The 16,895-nt window shown below is 63.8% G+C and carries 11 protein-coding genes and 1 pseudogene; 7 read left to right on the top strand and 5 right to left on the bottom strand.

Going from position 1 to position 16,895, the window contains the following annotated elements:
* Positions 1–27 precede the first annotated feature (27 nt).
* From AC07Y0_RS20700 to AC07Y0_RS20685, 4 genes are all read right to left on the bottom strand, one after another.
* On the bottom strand, positions 28–966 hold the full coding sequence (locus tag AC07Y0_RS20700; protein WP_498680295.1) for a sugar-binding transcriptional regulator: 939 nt from the start codon (positions 964–966) through the stop codon (positions 28–30).
* Positions 967–1,300: 334 nt separating this feature from the next.
* The gene (locus tag AC07Y0_RS20695) at positions 1,301–2,233 is read right to left on the bottom strand and encodes a sugar phosphate isomerase/epimerase family protein (protein WP_498679540.1); all 933 of its coding nucleotides are present in this window, start codon (positions 2,231–2,233) and stop codon (positions 1,301–1,303) included.
* 14 nt (positions 2,234–2,247) lie between these two features.
* Positions 2,248–3,765: a glycerol-3-phosphate dehydrogenase gene (locus AC07Y0_RS20690; protein WP_498679539.1), complete on the bottom strand. Its 1,518-nt coding sequence runs from the start codon at positions 3,763–3,765 to the stop codon at positions 2,248–2,250.
* A 21-nt stretch (positions 3,766–3,786) separates the two neighbouring features.
* Positions 3,787–5,349, bottom strand: a complete 1,563-nt coding sequence (locus tag AC07Y0_RS20685) for an FGGY-family carbohydrate kinase (RefSeq protein WP_498679538.1) — start codon at positions 5,347–5,349, stop codon at positions 3,787–3,789.
* A 731-nt stretch (positions 5,350–6,080) separates the two neighbouring features.
* On the opposite strand from AC07Y0_RS20685, the gene AC07Y0_RS20680 reads away from it, so the two are divergent.
* The 7 genes and pseudogenes from AC07Y0_RS20680 (at position 6,081) to AC07Y0_RS20650 (ending at position 14,554) form a co-directional block, all read left to right on the top strand.
* Positions 6,081–6,737 (top strand): DUF2291 family protein, encoded by a 657-nt coding sequence (locus AC07Y0_RS20680; RefSeq protein WP_498680294.1) that lies wholly within the window; start codon positions 6,081–6,083, stop codon positions 6,735–6,737.
* Complete coding sequence (locus tag AC07Y0_RS20675) at positions 6,734–8,275, top strand: sugar ABC transporter ATP-binding protein (protein ID WP_498679537.1); 1,542 nt, start codon at positions 6,734–6,736, stop codon at positions 8,273–8,275. Before AC07Y0_RS20680 ends, AC07Y0_RS20675 begins: the two co-directional genes overlap by 4 nt.
* A gap of 92 nt (positions 8,276–8,367) precedes the next feature.
* Positions 8,368–9,348, top strand: a pseudogene (locus AC07Y0_RS20670) (ABC transporter permease); the annotation flags it as partial.
* A gap of 93 nt (positions 9,349–9,441) precedes the next feature.
* Positions 9,442–10,386 (top strand): D-ribose ABC transporter substrate-binding protein, encoded by a 945-nt coding sequence (locus tag AC07Y0_RS20665; RefSeq protein WP_498679536.1) that lies wholly within the window; start codon positions 9,442–9,444, stop codon positions 10,384–10,386.
* Between the two features lie 125 nt (positions 10,387–10,511).
* Positions 10,512–11,363, top strand: a complete 852-nt coding sequence (locus AC07Y0_RS20660) for a DeoR/GlpR family DNA-binding transcription regulator (protein WP_498679535.1) — start codon at positions 10,512–10,514, stop codon at positions 11,361–11,363.
* Between the two features lie 12 nt (positions 11,364–11,375).
* Positions 11,376–12,902 carry an FGGY-family carbohydrate kinase gene (locus AC07Y0_RS20655; RefSeq protein ID WP_498679534.1) on the top strand — a complete coding sequence of 509 codons (1,527 nt, stop codon included), beginning with the start codon at positions 11,376–11,378 and terminating at the stop codon, positions 12,900–12,902.
* Complete coding sequence (locus AC07Y0_RS20650; protein ID WP_498679533.1) at positions 12,899–14,554, top strand: glycerol-3-phosphate dehydrogenase/oxidase; 1,656 nt, start codon at positions 12,899–12,901, stop codon at positions 14,552–14,554. The genes AC07Y0_RS20655 and AC07Y0_RS20650 overlap by 4 nt, the downstream gene beginning before the upstream one ends.
* 704 nt (positions 14,555–15,258) lie before the next feature.
* Here AC07Y0_RS20650 and AC07Y0_RS20645 read toward each other — a convergent pair.
* Complete coding sequence (locus AC07Y0_RS20645; protein WP_498679532.1) at positions 15,259–16,776, bottom strand: M48 family metalloprotease; 1,518 nt, start codon at positions 16,774–16,776, stop codon at positions 15,259–15,261.
* Between the last annotated feature and the right edge of the window lie 119 nt (positions 16,777–16,895).

Here is a 16,895-nt window from a genome sequence, read left to right as displayed (position 1 = left end):
TACGGGGCTGCCTGCGGTGGCGCCGTCTCAGTGCACCAGAACGCGCGCCGTCGGCTCGTCGGTGATCAGGCCCTTCAGGCGGCCACTTTTCAGCACGGCCCGTATCGCCGCGGCTTTGGAGAGTCCGCCCGAGATCGCAACGATGCGGCTGTCGTCCGGGCGGTCCACGTCGACGGCGAGGGTGCGCGCGGTGAGCGTCGTCTCGAGCAGGTGTCCGCTCTGATCGAAGAAGTGTCCCAGCATTTCACCGACGCCGCCGGCCGCATTGATCTCGGCGATTTCCCGGGGTTCGATCATGCCGGAGGCGACCAGCTGTGCGCCGGCATCCGCCGTGCCGATTCCCACGAACTTCAATTCGGCCCCGTTCGACATGTCGAAGATCTCCCGCACGCCGGGTTGCGCCAGAAGCACTTCCTTGTCACCGGCCGAATTGGCAAAGAACGGGACGGGCAGCACGTAGGCTTGCGCGCCCGTCTTTTCCGCCAGTTTGTGCATCACGTCATGCGGGTTGGCGGCGTAGTTGCGCGTCAGCCCGCCGAGCAGCGATACGAAGCGGATGTTGGACGCATCAACGCGCGCCATATGCTGGACGGCGGCCGCCAGGGTTCGTCCGTGGCCGAGCCCGATCACCTTGTAGTCGCCCCGCTCGATTTCCCGTTTGAGGAAGCCCGCACCGGCCAGGCCCAACGCCCGCAGGGGTAGGCCCTCCTCGCCGAGGTCGGGTGCAACCTCGCAATAGTCGAGGCCGAAGCGCTCGCATAGGCGATTTTCGAGCTCGACGCATTCGACGATCGGGCCGTCGATCGAGACCTTCACCACACCGTCGGCCACCGCACGCGCGATCAGCCGGTGCGCCTTGACGGAAGGAAGCCCAAGACGCTTGGCCACCGCCGTTTGCGTCAGGCCACCGGCGTAGTGGAGCCATGCCGCCCTGATCGCCAAGCTCTTTTCCGGATCGATATCCATGTCTGCCGCCGTTTGCTTCCGTTTCATCAGGCTGTTTCCTTAATACGCAAAAGCGCTTCGCGCGACAGATTTGCGGGGATCGCCTTCGCGGAGAGCGAAGATGCCGTCGCAGTGCCGGGGTGTTCGCCGGTCAGGACCGGATCAGGTTCTCTTCCGGTCGAAAGACAGAGGATCCCGCATCCCCCTCCGGCGCGATGACCGGGCGGCCACCGCGCCCGGCCGGATGCGCCGACGCGACCCCGTGCATTCTTCGTGCCTTCCCGACTAAGGCAAATCTCGGCGCCCCTTGGCAGACTGAACGCCAGGAGCGGTTCGGGGCCGTGCCACATACACGTCAGAGGTGGAGATCCTCGACTCCGCTATCGATATGCGGCGCCCAGAACGCGATGCTTTCAGCGATCTGCGAGATCACCTGCCGGTCGTTCGGTTCGCGTTCCTTGAACGACAGCTCGAGGCAGATTTCATTGTCGACCGCACCGCCCTGTTCGAGCGCCGCCAGCAGTGGTTCCGGGTGGATGCGTCCCTTGGCGTTGAATTCGGCGGTGAACGGGCGGTGTCCCCCCTTGTCCATGAGGCTTTGCTTGATGTGGATGATCGGCGACAGCTTGGGGACCGCCCGAGCCCATGCATAGGGATCATAGTCCTGCGGATCGGGCGAGGTGATGTCGCCGTGGTCGATATCGGCCATCATCCACATCGGTATGGCCATTCCGGCTGCCGACAGACGGCCTTGCAGCCGCAGACACTCGGCGATGGTTTCGCCGAACTCGCGACCGACGCTCATCGGCTCCCAGAAGACGTAATCCAGCCCGGCCGACTTGCCGTGCTCCGCAACTTCCGACCAGCAATCGACGGCGATCTGGATCAACTCCTGCCGCCGGGCCGGATCGTCGAAATCCTTGTAGGTGAAGATCGCAAACTGAGTGCCAACCGATTTGCCACCCAGATCGGCCGTGATGTCGGCGAAGGTCTTGAACCAGTCGACATAGTAGCGGCGCACCTCCTTGTCGGGATGGCCGAAGTGGTTGAGACGGCCGTAGGGGCCGGTCATGCCGCTAGTCACCCGCACGCCCGTGCGAGCCAGCGCGGCCGCCATCTGCCGGGTCAGCCGGCGGGTGATGGCGGCGGGCCAGCCCGGATTGATGAATTCGTGCGTCAGTTGCAGGTCGCGAATCCGGAGATCCCGCGCGACCGTTTCGATCAGATCGTCAGGATCGGCAAACCGGTTCACGAGCGGGTTCGTGTTGAGGGACAGCGTGAGTTTCATCGTGAGGATCCGCTTCAGGCGACGCTATGCAGTTGCTCGACGTCGAACCAGGCGACAAAGGCGGCTTTCTCGGCCTCGGTCAGATGCAGACAATGCTTGGTGCGACGATAGAGGATGTCTTCGGCGGTCATGGCCCATTCATTTGCCACAAGATATCGCACTTCGGCTTCGTAGAGACGGTCGCCGAAGTGGCGCCCCAGTCCGGCGAGACTGGTTGCACCGCCGACCACATCGCTCGCACGCGTTCCGTAGAGCCGCGCGAAATGAAGTGCGAGCGGCCGCGGCATCCACGAATAGGCCGATCGCAACTCGTTCAGGAAGGTTTCGAAGTCGGCACGCGGCATGTCGCCACCCGGCAGCGGCAGGTCGGCCGTCCAGTCTCTTCCCATGGCCGGGAAGACATGCCTGAGCCGCGCCAAGCCGCGCTCGGCCAGTTCGCGGAAGGTCGTGATCTTGCCGCCGAACACGTTCAGCAGCGGCACGCCGTCCGTCTCGTCGAGATCGAACACATAGTCGCGGGTGACGGCCGACGGATTACCCTTGCCGTCATCGAACAGCGGGCGAACCCCGGAGAAGGAATGGATGACGTCGCTCCGGCGCAGCTTTTCCTTGAAGTACCTGTTGACCGCCTTGATCAGGTAGTCGATCTCGCTCTCGTCGGCCTGAACATCCTCGGCACGCCCTTCATAGGCGATGTCGGTGGTTCCGATCAGGGCCTTGTCGCCTTCATAGGGGTTGATGAAGATCACCCGCTTGTCGTGGTTCTGGACCAGATAGGCATGGCTTCCGCTCCACCATTTCGGCACGATGATGTGGCTACCCTTGACGAGCCGGACATTACGCGTCGACTTCGAGCCGGCGACCCGGCCGATGATGTCGGACACCCAGGGACCTGCACAGTTGATCATGCAGCGGGCGCGGAATTGCCGCGTCTCGCCGGAGATGCTGTTGCGCGTCGTCACGGTCCAGGCGCCCTTCTCGCGGCGGGCGGACACGGCGGCAGTGCGCGTCAGGATCTCGGCGCCCTTGTCGGCCGCGCCGAGTGCGTTCAGCACGACGAGACGGGCATCGTCGACCCAGCAATCCGAATATTCGAATCCGCGCTTGTAGCGCTCGAGGATCGGCGTTCCCTCGGGATCACGACGCAGGTCGAGCGTGCGGGTCCCCGGCAACTTTCGACGCCCCCCGAGGTGATCGTAGAGGAAGAGGCCGAGCCGGACCAGCCAGGCGGGACGGTCCTCGGGGCTGTGCGGCAGCACGAACCGCATGGGCCAGATGATGTGCGGGGCCGCATTAAGCAGCACCTCGCGCTCGATCAGCGCCTCCCGCACCAGGCGGAATTCGTAGAACTCGAGGTAGCGCAGACCACCATGCACGAGCTTGCCCGAACGGGAAGACGTGCCCTGGGCCAGGTCGTCCTTCTCACACAGGACGACCTTTAACCCGCGCCCGGCGGCATCGCGTGCGATGCCGGCCCCGTTGATGCCTCCACCGATGACGAAGATGTCGATCATTCCGGTTTCGTTGGTCATGGAAAACTCCTCTTCGCCACCTCAGGTGGCCGTATTCTGGCGCGCGGCGGCCAACAGGCTCCAGGCGGGCGAAAGTCCTACGCGCGATGATTGGAAGGCGGGAAACAGGCGCCGATAGACGTCGACGAGTGCCGGATCCGGGCTCTTCGGCGTCCCGAGCAGAGGCGTCACCCAGTCCGCGATACAGGCATGCATGTCGGGATAGGCCCCTATCGCGACGGCCGCCATCATTGCGGCACCGGCAGCTCCCGCCTCTTCCCGCGACGAGACCCTGACCGAGGCGCCCACGCATGCCGCCAGGATCGCGCGAAGGCCGGGAGAGCGAGCCGCTCCGCCTGAAAGTCGCAATTCGGACGGCAACCCACCCATGGCCAGGTAGCAGTCCCGCAGGGCCATGCCGAGTCCCTCGACCACCGCACGCACCAGATCGGCATACCGATGGTTGGCCGACAGTCCCACGAAACCCGCGCGGGCCTGGGAATTGACAAAGGGGCCTCGCTCGCCGGCCTCGGAGATATAGGGATGGTACACGACTTGGCCCGGGCTGCTGGCCTCCAGCCATGCGTCGATCCTGGCCAGCAGATCCGCATGCGTCACCTGCCGGCCTGCGCTTTCCAGCAGCTCGGCGGCAATTCCGAGGATCCAGTCCAGGTTCAGTGTGGCCGCCATGTTCGTCTGGGCCTGCACGACCATGCCCGGGATCGGCAGCGCCATGACGTAACCGGTCCCCTCGGCATTCAGATGAACGGCGGCGTTGGTCACGGCCCGCATGTGCACCCCCGTGGAACCGACGATCGAGCAGGCTGCTTCGCTCGAGCCACCACAGACGCCGGCACCGAGGGCCGTCATCACCATGTCCACGTAGGCGAGACAAACAGGCGTTCCGGCCTTCAGGCCGGTCTCGGCGGCGGCTGCCCCGGAGAGCGGATGCGTCAGCTGCGTGCCCTCGACGATCTCGGGCAGGAGACGACGACGGTCGCTCAGGCCCAGCGCCTCGATGACGACATCGTCGTAGCAGCGGGTACGGAAATTGCCGAAGGTGAAGCTCGCCTCGGACGGATCGGTCGCCCGCACGCCGGTGAGGCAAAGGTAAAGCCAGTCCTTGCAATGCAAGGCGACTTCAGCCGCATCCAGGAGACCCGGAGCGACGCGCTCCATATGCGCCATTTGGCTGCCTTGCTGACAGGCGTTGAGACCCGTTCCGGTCGCCTCGAAGCGGGCTCTGCTCAACGGACCGGACGCGAGCTTCTCGACGGTGGGGGCGGCTCGCGCGTCAAGCCAGAGCCAGGCGTCGGTCACAGGTTGATTGTCACGACCGACCAACCAGGTGCCATCACCCTGCGCCGTCACGGAAATGGCCGCCGTGCGCTCGGCAAGTGACGGTACCTTTTCGGCGAGGCCCCGGAGCGCCGCCGCGCAATCCGCCCAGGTCCTGGTCATGTCCTGAGTGGCCGAACCGTCAGAGTTTGACTGCAATCTGTTGGGAACGGAGGAGGAGGCTATCTGCGCTCCACGCAGATCGAAGGCGACAGCCTTGATGACTGATGTGCCGGCATCGATCCCGATCAGCACGTCACCGGGCATGACGCGCGCTCCCCGCCCGCAAAATTCTGCTCGCGCCCGTGTTCATCCCCATCCTCCCTGGAGCAATCTCAAAAGAGGCATAGCGCAGCAGGACCACACCACCTCACCATGAAATTATATCACTTAGATAACGCAAGTATCGATTTTTCTTGCGTTGATTGCAAATAATTTCAGCGTTCCATAGGTTTGTCAAGCACTCAAGACTCCAGCTCCACCGCGCCAGCGAGGACCGGACCACAGCAGTGGCGGCGAGACGGACACGCTGTGCGCGACGAGAGTCCCACCCACCCCTTCGCCGCACTTCACACAGCCAACTCGCCCAGAGCGCTCTGAAAAATTACGTGTTTACATTGCAGTACAGCATCATGCGCCATGATCTCGTCCGACTTTTTTGCGCCGCCGAAGAGCGCGACACCGGGCATTTGAAGGGTGCTGAACATGGAGAGACTGCGGGGGAACTTTGCCGGAAACGGCGGCCCCCGACATCGAATTGTAAAAAATTTCAAAATTTGCAATGTAATACACTTGACGCCTTGCACAGAGCGGATGTAACTTTTGTTGTGTGATGATCTCGCAACTGGGAGGACAGTTGCCTGCGCTCATCGTCTCAGGGAGGAGCCCATGGACAATAACGCCGCCGCCTCACCGCAGGATCGCGTCCTGCAGGCGATCCGCGCCAGCCGGTGCGCCTCTGTTGAGAGCCTCTCCCCCCGGTCCAATTTGACGGAAGAATTGCGATGAGCTCCGAATCCGCACCCAAGGTACGGCAAACCTCCCACCGCGGTTCGCTGCTTGCGCTGGCGCTGGGCGTCGCGGTGGTGGCGGCAATGGCGCTCGATACGACCGTGGTTCATATCGGTTCGGACAATGACGTGCGCCAACAGGCCTTTGCGCCGGACAGCTATGGCGACAAGGAGTTTCCGCGCATTCAGGCTTTCATCGTGGAGAAGGCCGTCGACGGCGTCGCGGTCGCCGCGGAAGTGCTGGCCGACAAGGCAGCTGCGGCGAAGAAATACGGCACGATGTCGACGACCGGCACCATCATGATGGTCAAGCTCGTCGGCGTGGCGGGTAGCGCGAAATCGGGAGTCTATGACCTTGCTGTGGACGGCATGCCACCGGAAATCAAAGTGAGGCTCCAGACCGGTCCCGCCATCAACGGAACGGATCTCCGGGATGCGCCCGGCGACATCGCCTTTGGCATGTTCAAGAACCAGATCGAATACCAGGACGCAGGCTCGGCGATCAATCGGGCGATGAAAAAGGCCGTGCTCGACAGCATCGACACCGCTTCGCTGAGCGGCAAGACCTTGGAGATCACAGGGGCCTTTCGCCTCGTCAATCCGAAGAACTGGATGATTACTCCGGTGGAAGTGACGGTGAAATGAGCGCCTCGGTCACCAACGCCACTGCTTCGACGAGCGTCGTTCTGGCGGCACGCAACATTGCGAAGTCTTACGGCAGCATCCATGCCCTCAAGGGTGTGAACTTCGACATTCATCGCGGGCAGGTTACCACTCTGTTCGGCGAGAACGGCGCGGGCAAATCCACGTTGATGAAGATTCTCTCCGGCGTGGTCAGGCCGACCAGTGGCGAGATCATTCTCGACGGGGAACCCGTCTCCTTCCACTCGGCCGCGGATGCGCGCGATCGGGGCATCTCGATCATTCACCAGGAGCTGTCCCTGGCACCGAATCTGTCGGTGCGGGATAACATCTTCATGGGGCGCGAGATCAAGGGTCCGACCGGCGTGGATTTCGCCGCGGAGGAACGGGAAGTCCGTCGCCTCCTCGACGAACTGGAAGAGGACATCGACCCGCGTACCCCCGTCGAGGAGCTGCGGCTCGGCCAGCAGCAGATCGTCGAGATCGCCCGCGCCCTGTCTGTCGACAGCCGCATCCTGATCATGGACGAGCCGACGTCGGCACTTTCCGCCTCCGAGGTCGAGGTGCTGTTCAAGGTGATCCGGGACCTGACCGCCCGTGGCGTGTCGATCGTCTACATTTCCCATCACCTGGAGGAGGCGCTGCAGATCACGCACCATGCCGTGGTCTTGCGGGATGGCACGATGACAGCTTACGCCCCGCGCAAGGACATCGACCTGAACTGGATCGTCCGCAACATGGTGGGCGAAAATTACGACCTCGGCTCGCCGCCAACCGGCTACGAATTCGGTGAGACGGCCCTTTCCGTTCGGGCTCTTACGGTGCCCGATCCCGCAGGCGCGGACTTCAATGTGGTCGACCGCCTGTCGCTCGATGTCAAGGCCGGGGAAATCGTCTGCATTTACGGGCTGATGGGTGCCGGGCGAACCGAACTGCTGGAGACTCTCGCAGGACGGTTCGCGCAATCCTCGGGAGAGATCTTGCTCGAAGGCCGTGAGATATCTCGCCTGAGCATTGCGGAGCGGATCGCGACCGGGCTCGCTTTGGTGCCCGAGGACCGCCAGCGCGATGGCCTGGTCCAGACCATGACCGTTGGCCAGAACCTCTCGCTCGCTTCGATCATGAACTTCACCCGGGGGCTATTCACCCAGAAGGGGCTTGAGCAGACGCTGATCGACGATACGATCCGCAAGGTGACGGTGAAGACCACGGGCGGCGGAGCCGCAATCGGCTCCCTCTCCGGCGGCAACCAGCAAAAGGTCGTCATCGGGAAGATGCTGGCGACCAATCCGAAAGTGATGCTGCTCGACGAGCCGTCACGCGGGATCGACATCGGCGCCAAGGCGGAGGTGTTCAAGCTTCTGGCGCAACGGGCGCGATCCGGCCTTGCCGTCGTCTATTCGACCTCCGAGGTCGGGGAATGCCTGTCGGTCGCTCACCGCATCATCGTCATGCGCAAGGGTCGGATCACCGCCGAGTTCGATTCCACCGTTACCAAAGAACAAATCATGGCCGCCTCGGGCGAGGCCGTCACTCATTAATGGCCAAGGGTTCAGGGAAGAAGCCAATGTCCGAGAAGTCCGCAACAGCCGCCCCTTCGCCGAACAGGCATAGCGGCATCAGCATCGGCCATATCCTGCTGGAAGGACGCGCGTTCCTGGCCTTGATCGCCATCATCGCCGTCTTCTCGTGGCTGTCGCCGAACTACCTGACCGTGTCGAATTTCCTGATCATGGCTTCGCATGTCGCCATCTACGGCATCCTCGCCATCGGAATGCTTCTCGTCATCCTGAATGGCGGGATCGATCTCTCGGTCGGGTCGATCCTCGCCCTGTCGGGCGTCGTCGCCGGCGCGCTGATGCAGGGTGTCGAGCTGCAGTCCCTGGGCGTCATCCTGTACGCGCCGGTCTGGGCCGTCGTCGTGCTGACGCTCGCGGTCGGCGCTCTGCTCGGTGCGGTGAACGGCATATTGATTGCGGTGTTCCGCGTTCCCGCCTTCGTGGCGACGCTCGGCGTCATGTATGTGGCCCGCGGCATCGCCCTGCTCCAGACCAATGGTCTCACATACAACAATCTGTCGGGGCGCCCGGAACTGGGCAATACGGGCTTCGACTGGCTCGGATTCAATCGGCTGGGCGGCATACCGATCTCGGTCATCGTGCTGATCGCCCTCGCCGCCGTCACCGGCCTCCTGCTCAGCCGCTCGGCATTCGGCCGCTGGCTCTATGCATCGGGCGGCAACGAGCGCGCGGCGGACCTCTCCGGTGTTCCCGTCAAGCGCGTGAAGATCACGGTCTATACGCTTTCCGGCATCCTTTCCGCCGTCGCCGGGCTCGTCCTGTCGTCCCAGCTGACCTCCGCAGGTCCGACTGCCGGCACCACCTACGAACTGACGGCGATCGCTGCCGTCGTCATCGGCGGCGCGGCCCTTACCGGCGGGCGGGGCACGGTACGCGGCACCATGCTCGGGGCCTTCGTCATCGGATTCCTGTCCGACGGCCTCGTGATCATCGGCGTGTCGTCCTATTGGCAGACCGTCTTTACCGGCGCCGTCATTGTTCTCGCAGTCCTGATGAACTCGCTCCAGTACGGATCGGGTGCGCGCAGGAGCTGACGCATCGAAGCTTGCATCCCGGTTCCAGCATTTCGACCGGGGACAAGAAATTGCCAAACCGGCAATAGGTTCAACACAGAGGAGGAGAAACCAATGTTGAAATCCACGAAAACGCTCGTCATCGCAGCGTTCGCATCGGCCATGCTGTCGAGCGCGGCCTTCGCCGGCGATCTCATCTCGATCATCGTGACGGATCCGGCCAACCCCTATTGGAAGACGGAAGGCGACGTGGCCAAGGCAACGGCCGAGGAGCTCGGATACACCGCGAATGTTGCGGCCCACAAGGGCGACACCAATACCGAGTCGACCCTGATCGACACGGCGATCACCAATCAGTCGAAGGCGATCATCCTCGACCCGGCGAATGCTGATGGCTCCGTCGGCGCGGTAAAGAAGGCCGTGGCCGCCGGCATCCCGGTCATCCTGGTCAATGCAGAAATCAACCAGGAGGGGCTCGCCAAGGCCCAGCTGGTCTCCAACAACGCCCAGGGTGCTGCGCTCGGCGCAGAGCAGTGGGTCAAGATGATCGGCGACAAGGGCACCTACGTCGAGCTGTTCGGCAACCCGGCCGATAACAACGCCGCCACCCGCTCGAACGGCTACGAAACCGTCATCACCCAGTATCCGGACCTCCAGAAGGTCGGCAAGGAAGTCGCCAACTGGGATCGCACGCAGGGCTACCAGAAGATGCAGTCCCTGCTGCAGGCGAACCCGGATATCAACGGCGTGATCTCCGGTAACGACGAAATGGCGCTCGGCGCGATCGCGGCCCTCAAGGAAGCCGGCAAGCTGGCCAACGTGAAGGTCGGTGGTTTCGACGGCTCGCCGGATGCGGTCGAGGCCGTCAAGGCCGGCGAAATGCAGTACACCGTCCTCCAGCCGGTTGCGGTGTTCTCGGCAGAAGCCGTCAAGCAGGCCGACAACTTCATCAAGAACGGCTCGACCGGAGCGGCTACCGAAAAACAGCTCTTCGACTGCCTCCTGATCACCAAGGAGAACGTCGACAAGTATACCGGCCCGTTCACCCTGTCGGAATAGGTTCAAATCGGGAGGTCGCAACCCTTGCGCCCTCCCATCCTCGTCCACGGGAGTTTCCGCGCGCCATGTTGCTTGCCGACACGGATGGACCGTAGATGAACGCTTGTGGTCGGGAGAAATGGCGGATGGAATTACACGACAATCAGAACCTGACAGCCGAACGGTCGAGTGTCGATGATTTTCCGAGCGACAGCCGGCAGGCGCGACAGATCGCACGCCGGCAGCTCATCGCCGAAGCCGTGATGTCTGAAGGGACAATGCGGATCGAAGACCTCACGGATCGCTTCGGCATCAGCCTGATGACGGTACACCGCGACCTCGATGACCTCGAAAGCCGCGGCCTGCTTCGCAAGACCCGCGGCGTGGTGTCTGCCGCCCCGACGAGCTACGTCGAATCCAGCGACGTCTACCGCTCCACCCGACAATCTGTAGAGAAGAAGGCGATCGCCGCGGCGGCGGCCACCTTCATCGAGCCCGGACAGGCGATCTTCTTCGACGATTCGACCACCGTACTGCAGATGATACCCCATATCTCCTCGCGCGTGCCTTTGACCGCGATCACCAATTCGCTGACCCTGATGAATGCGCTGCGTGGCGTCAGCGATGTGACGCTGCTCGGCCTCGGAGGCCAGTTCCACAACTGGTGCAACGCCTTCGTCGGTCCCGCGACGGCCGCCGAGATACGCCGCCTGCGCGCCGATCAGGTCTTCCTGTCCGTTTCGGCCATCACCGACGACATGGTATTCCACCAGTCACCGGACATGGTGGAAGCCAAGCGCGCGATGTTCGAGTGCGCCCGTCGACGTATCCTTCTGGTAGACCATACGAAATTCGAGCGCCGCGCCCTTCACGGCATGTGCCGGCTGGACGAATTCGACGCGGTGATCGTCGACGCCAACATGCCCTCCGCCGAGGTGCTCAAGCTGAAGTCCCGAGGCGTCAACGTGGTCGTCGCCCCGTGGCAGTCGACGGCGTGACGGGAGACGGCCATGGTGTGCCTGCTGGGTATTGATAACGGTCTGACGGTGACCAAAGCCGTCGTCTTCGATGAAGCCGGGAAACCCCTGTCGATCGCGCGACGGCGGATCAGCCAGATCATCGATCGCCCCCGCCACGTCGAACGTGACATGAGAGAGCTATGGCGGGAAACCGCGGCCGCTATACGCGAAGCAATAGCGACCGCGGGCCGGACGGCCTCGGATATCGCCGCCGTCGCGGCCACCGCGCATGGCGACGGCCTCTACCTGCTCGATTCCAGCAGGCAGCCGCTGGGCAACGGCATCCTCTCGCTCGACAGCCGCGCCTGCGGCATCGTCCGGGACTGGGAGCGGCAAGGGCTGTCGGAAATCGCGCTGCGATTGTCGGGGCAGATGCCACATGCCTCTGCCCCCGCATCCCTGCTTGCCTGGGTGAAAAGGCACGAGCCCGAACGATATGCGGCGATCGGCCATGTCGTTGCTTGCAAGGACTGGCTGCGCTACTGCCTGACCGGCACGATCGGGACCGATCTGACCGAGGCGAGCACGTCCTTCTCCAACGTTGAGACCCAGACCTACGATGCCCAGATCCTCGAACTCTTCGGGCTGGGTGCCTTGCAGCACGCACTTCCGCCGGTCCAGAATCCCGATGATGTCGCAGGCACGGTCACGGCAGAAGCTGCCGCGGCGACGGGCCTGATGCGCGGGACTCCCGTCGTAGCCGGCATCCATGACGTGACTGCGTCGGCGCTCGGAATTGGCGGCCTGGCCGAGGGGATCGTCGCCATCGTTGCCGGAACCTACTCGATCAACGAGACCCTGACCTCGCGTCCGAAGATCGGGAGCGAGTGGTTCTGCCGCAACGGCTTGCGACGGGGCGAGTGGAACAACATGGCGATATCACCTGCCTCGGCGACGAATTACGACTGGTTCATCGACCAGTTGTGCGCGACCGACAAGGCCGCCGCCGAACGCGACGGACAGTCGTTTCATGCGGTGCTTGCCCGTGAGATCGAGCGCGCCTTCTCCAGCCCGTCTTCCCTGATGTATCACCCCTATCTGTTCGGATCACCCCACGGTGCCGCCGCAAGCGCCAGCTTCCTGGGGCTGCGCGGCTGGCATGGTCGCGGCGACATGCTTCGGGCGGTGCTGGAAGGAATTGCCTTCAACCATCGTCTGCATGTGGATGCCCTTCGCGACAACTTCCGGATCACGGCCGCCCGGCTCACCGGCGGGATATCCCGCAATCCCCTGTTCGCCCAGCTGATGGCTGATGTCCTCGGCCTGCCCGTCACGACGACCGATACCGAAGAAGCCGCCGCATGGGGCGCTGCCCTTTGCGCGGGGGCCGGAGTCGGCATGTTCGCCTCACCTTATCATGACCCGCGCTTCGGCGAGATGCACGACAGGATATTCACTCCCACCGACGCCACCGCCACTGAGCTGGCCGAGCGCTATCGGTTGCATTGCAGGGCAAGCCGGACGCTCAGCTCCCTGTGGACTGAACTCGAGGATCTGGCGTCGAAGGACACACCATGAGCACGGTTGAAGACATTCAGGTTCTGATCATCGGGGCGGGCATCAACGGAGCCGGCCTGTTCAGGGATCTGTGCGCCCAGGGCGTCGTCTGCGCCATCGTCGACAAGGCGGACTTCGGTTCGGGTACGTCGGCTGCCCCCTCCCGCCTGATCCATGGCGGCATCAAGTACCTGGAGACCGGCGAGCTCGGCCTCGTTGCCCAGTCCACCAAGGAACGCAACCTGCTGCTGAAGAACGCGCCCCATGCAGTCAGTGCCCTGCCGACCGTGATCCCGATCTTCTCGTGGCTGAACGGAATTCCCGCCGCCATCCGCACGCTGTTCGGCTCGACGACCGCACCGCGCAGCCGGGGAGCCGTGCTGATCAAGATCGGCCTGCTTCTCTATGATTTCTACGGATCTCGCCACCGGGTGATGCCGCGCCACTCCATGTGGTCCAGATCGATGGCGCTTGCCAACATCCCCCCTCTCACCCCGCAGATCGTCGCCGCAGGGCTCTATTACGACGCCAAGATCGTTCATCCTGAACGACTGGTCCTCGAGCTCGTCGAGGACGGCGTCCGCGCCGAGCCGCGATCGTTTGCCCTCAATTATGCCGAGATCGAGAACTCGGACGGCGAAACCGTGACGCTGCGCGACGCGCACGGGGTTGTTCGCGGAGTGCGCCCCCGCGTCGTGGTCAACGCAGCCGGTCCCTGGATCGACAAGGTCAATGCGCGACTCGGCGTGGCGTCCCGCCTCATCGGCGGCACCAAGGGATCCCATATCCTGCTCGATCATCCGGATCTAAGCCGCGCGCTCGCCGGCCGGATGATCTATTTCGAGGCCAATGACGGGCGCATCTGCCTCGTGTTCGACTATCACGGGCGGGTACTGGTGGGCTCCACCGACATCCGGGCGTCCGATCCGGACGCCATAGCCTGCGAAGACGATGAGATCGACTATTTCCTCGGCAGTCTGAGAAGCCTTCTCCCGGGCCTGGCCTTCGAGCGCGACCAGATCGTCTATACCTATTCGGGGATCCGGCCGCTGCCCCTATCCGACGGCACCGCACCCGGCCTGATCAGCCGCGACCACTCCGCTCCGGTCATCGAAGCCTCCGAAGGTCGGCAATGGCCGATCTTTTCGCTCGTCGGCGGCAAGTGGACGACCTTCCGGGGCTTTGCCGAAGAAGTCGCCGACGTGCTGCTCAAGCGTCTCGATCATCCGCGGCGGGTCCGGACCGACAGCCTGCCGATCGGGGGCGGCCGCGACTACCCCGCCGCCGTCGAGCAGGACAGATGGCTCGACACGATCTCTCGTGCGACCGCGACGGAACCGGCGCGCGCCCTGCAGCTACTGCACCGCTACGGGAGCAAGGCAGGCGACATATTGATGTCGGAAGGCCGAAATCCGGTCTTTCTGGATGAGACATGCGGCCATTCCGAGCAGGAAATCACCTGGATACTGCGCAACGAGCGCGTCATTCGTCTCGATGACGTCGTGATGCGCCGAACAGGCCTTGCCGTGACCGGGCGGCTGTCGCTTGCGACCCTCTTTCGGATTTCCGAGATCGCCGCCGCCGAACTCGGCTGGAGCGAGGTCAGGCGTAACGAGGAGCTGTCTCGCGTTCAGGAAATCCTCTCCAAGAGACACCGGATCCGGTGGGCCTGAAGGGCTCTCGCGCGCGACATATCGGAAGTCCGGCAGAACCGATTTCACAACCTGACATGTCAGGTTGATACCTGAGCGTTCGCCGGAGCCCGGTGTGCAGGCCGCGGTCAGCGGGTCGAGCACCCTTGACCGCGGCACCACATGTCAAGCGGCGACGGCGGACGCCGACGTTTCTTGCCGGTTCCGGTACCGGATCAGCTCCTCGATGGTGATGATGGGAAGCGCGTGAAGACGGCAGAACTCCAGAAGTTCCGGCAGCCGGCTCCGGCATCGCACCGGATCTGCTGCCTTCCACCTTGGCGGAAGCGCTCGCGGGCTCCCGGCAAAGCCGGACACCGCCGGTGGGGAATTTCGCCCCGCCCTGAGAACAGGATGTAGATAAGGGTAGTTCGTCTGCCCTTTCAAGCGGTAAAGCGCAGTGGGCGGCCATTCTTCGCGTAACGTCCCTGCGCTGCACATGAAGGTCGCGGGCGCATCAGGCGCGACGCGGTCGGCGAGGTGCCCCAACCTCCTCTAAACGCAAGAATCCCCTTTGAGAAAATGGGCATCGTTGTTGATTCATGCTGGAACTGGCTGCGTGGGCTGGCATCAAATCTCCACAGTCAGCAAATGTCGGTCTCGGCCAAGACTTTGCCCGGGCATGACGCGGGAGCGCGCGACAGCCTTGTCAGTATCCGCAGGGCCGGTATGAACCGGCCCCTTATCTATTCCGAGATGATCTTGACCTTGTTGCCGGCCTGCACCGTGGAGGTGGGTCCGAGCGCATTGATCAGCCGGAACAGTTCCAGCTTGCGATCCGTGCCCATCATGCGGGCCGAAAGCGTGCCGATCGTATCGCCCGGACCGACGGTGACCACACGCACGCGCAGGGGTTTCAGCGTCGCCGCCTCCTGCGGGGTGATCCGCCGGAAGCTCGCCCTCAGCTTGTCCGCCGTCGGGGTGAGCACGGCGCTGCCCTTCGGAACGGCCGTCAGGAAGCGGAAGATCTGCGGGCCGATGCGGATGACCGTGATGTCGAAATCCCAGCGCTCCGCCGAGGCGCGCGCAGTCGCCGCCTCCAGCCCGTTGACGGTGATCTCGCGGATCGTCTCCGGCAGCAGACCGGTCACCCAGCCGCTGGAAATATAGTTGGACAGGCTGCGGCGTTCGGCGTCGGCCACGCCGTCGAAACGGATCGCCACGTCGCCGGGGCCGGTGGCAAGCACCGCCTCGACCTTGTTGTCGATCTGGAAGCCGTCGGGAACGTCAAAGCGGATGCCGAGGCTCCCATGCAGGAATGTCTGGCCGCGGACATAGCCCTCCTGCGGGCTGTCGCCGTAGAGCAGGCCGTCGATCCCCTTGAGATAGTAGTCGCGGCCCGATTCGCCATGCGTGCCCTCCGGCCCGAAGGCGCGCGCATGGCGCCTTGCCAGTTCGACGCGCTGCGGCGCGTTCGGGTGGCTCGACAGGAAGTCGAGGCTCTGGTCGGCATCGGGATCGACCGAGGTGAAATGGCTGTAGCTCGCCATGGAATCGAGGAAACGCGCGGCCGCATAGGGATCGTAGCCGGCTTCGCCGAGCGTGCGCACGCCGATCACGTCGGCCTGCAGTTCCTGCTGGCGGGAGAAGGCGGCGAGCCGGAGCTTGCCGCGCGCCAGCGCCTGCTTGCCGGCGAGATCGCTCGACAGCACTTCGGCGACGACCCGGCTGGCGATCACTTCCGCCTCTTCGCGGCGCTGCCGCTCGATGCCGTGGTTCGCCGTCACATGGGCCATCTCGTGGGAGAGCACGGCGGCCACTTCCGAGGCGTCGTTGGCGAGCGCCAGCAACCCGCGCGTCACGTAGAGATAGCCGCCGGGCAGCGCGAAGGCGTTGATCGCCGGGGAGTTCAGAATGGTGATGCGATAGGACTGGTTCGGGTTCTCCGAGACCGCGGTCAGCGCGCCGGTGATCCGGGCGACCAGCTTTTCGGTCTTTTCGTCGTGATACTCGCCGCCATAGCTCGCGACGATGCGCGGGTGCTCGCGCGCGCCCATCTGGGCCCGCGGATCGTCCTTCTGCACCTGGTCGACGATCTGCGGATTGTCGGAAGGGCCGACGGTCGGCACATAGGCCTGTTCGAAAAGTGTCTGGCAGGAGCTGAGCGCCAGCGAGGCGCAAAGAAGCGCGACCGCGCCCCGCGCGACACCGGCCTGACGGTGTCGCCGCACGCGACCGACAAGCGATACGCCTTTACCGCCCATGACGTTCATCCTGCCTCAACAACAACGCGCCCTCGAACCTCCTTTTGAATCGCTCTAGGTACCGATGCAACCGGAAATCGATCCGGGAAACGAGACCTCGCATCGGTGTGGCCCTTTTA

Source organism: Allorhizobium sp. GW101-3B10 (genome assembly GCF_059424725.1).
This window is presented reverse-complemented; position numbering and strand designations above follow the sequence as displayed.

Bases quoted from the DNA above. Each gene is read 5' to 3' on its own strand.
- AC07Y0_RS20700 (WP_498680295.1), bottom strand. From the start codon at position 966: ATGGATATCGATCCGGAAAAGAGCTTGGCGATCAGGGCGGCATGGCTC.
- AC07Y0_RS20695 (WP_498679540.1), bottom strand. From the start codon at position 2,233: ATGAAACTCACGCTGTCCCTCAACACGAACCCGCTCGTGAACCGGTTT.
- AC07Y0_RS20690 (WP_498679539.1), bottom strand. From the start codon at position 3,765: ATGACCAACGAAACCGGAATGATCGACATCTTCGTCATCGGTGGAGGC.
- AC07Y0_RS20685 (WP_498679538.1), bottom strand. From the start codon at position 5,349: ATGCCCGGTGACGTGCTGATCGGGATCGATGCCGGCACATCAGTCATC.
- AC07Y0_RS20675 (WP_498679537.1), top strand. From the start codon at position 6,734: ATGAGCGCCTCGGTCACCAACGCCACTGCTTCGACGAGCGTCGTTCTG.
- AC07Y0_RS20665 (WP_498679536.1), top strand. From the start codon at position 9,442: ATGTTGAAATCCACGAAAACGCTCGTCATCGCAGCGTTCGCATCGGCC.
- AC07Y0_RS20660 (WP_498679535.1), top strand. From the start codon at position 10,512: ATGGAATTACACGACAATCAGAACCTGACAGCCGAACGGTCGAGTGTC.
- AC07Y0_RS20655 (WP_498679534.1), top strand. From the start codon at position 11,376: ATGGTGTGCCTGCTGGGTATTGATAACGGTCTGACGGTGACCAAAGCC.
- AC07Y0_RS20650 (WP_498679533.1), top strand. From the start codon at position 12,899: ATGAGCACGGTTGAAGACATTCAGGTTCTGATCATCGGGGCGGGCATC.
- AC07Y0_RS20645 (WP_498679532.1), bottom strand. From the start codon at position 16,776: ATGGGCGGTAAAGGCGTATCGCTTGTCGGTCGCGTGCGGCGACACCGT.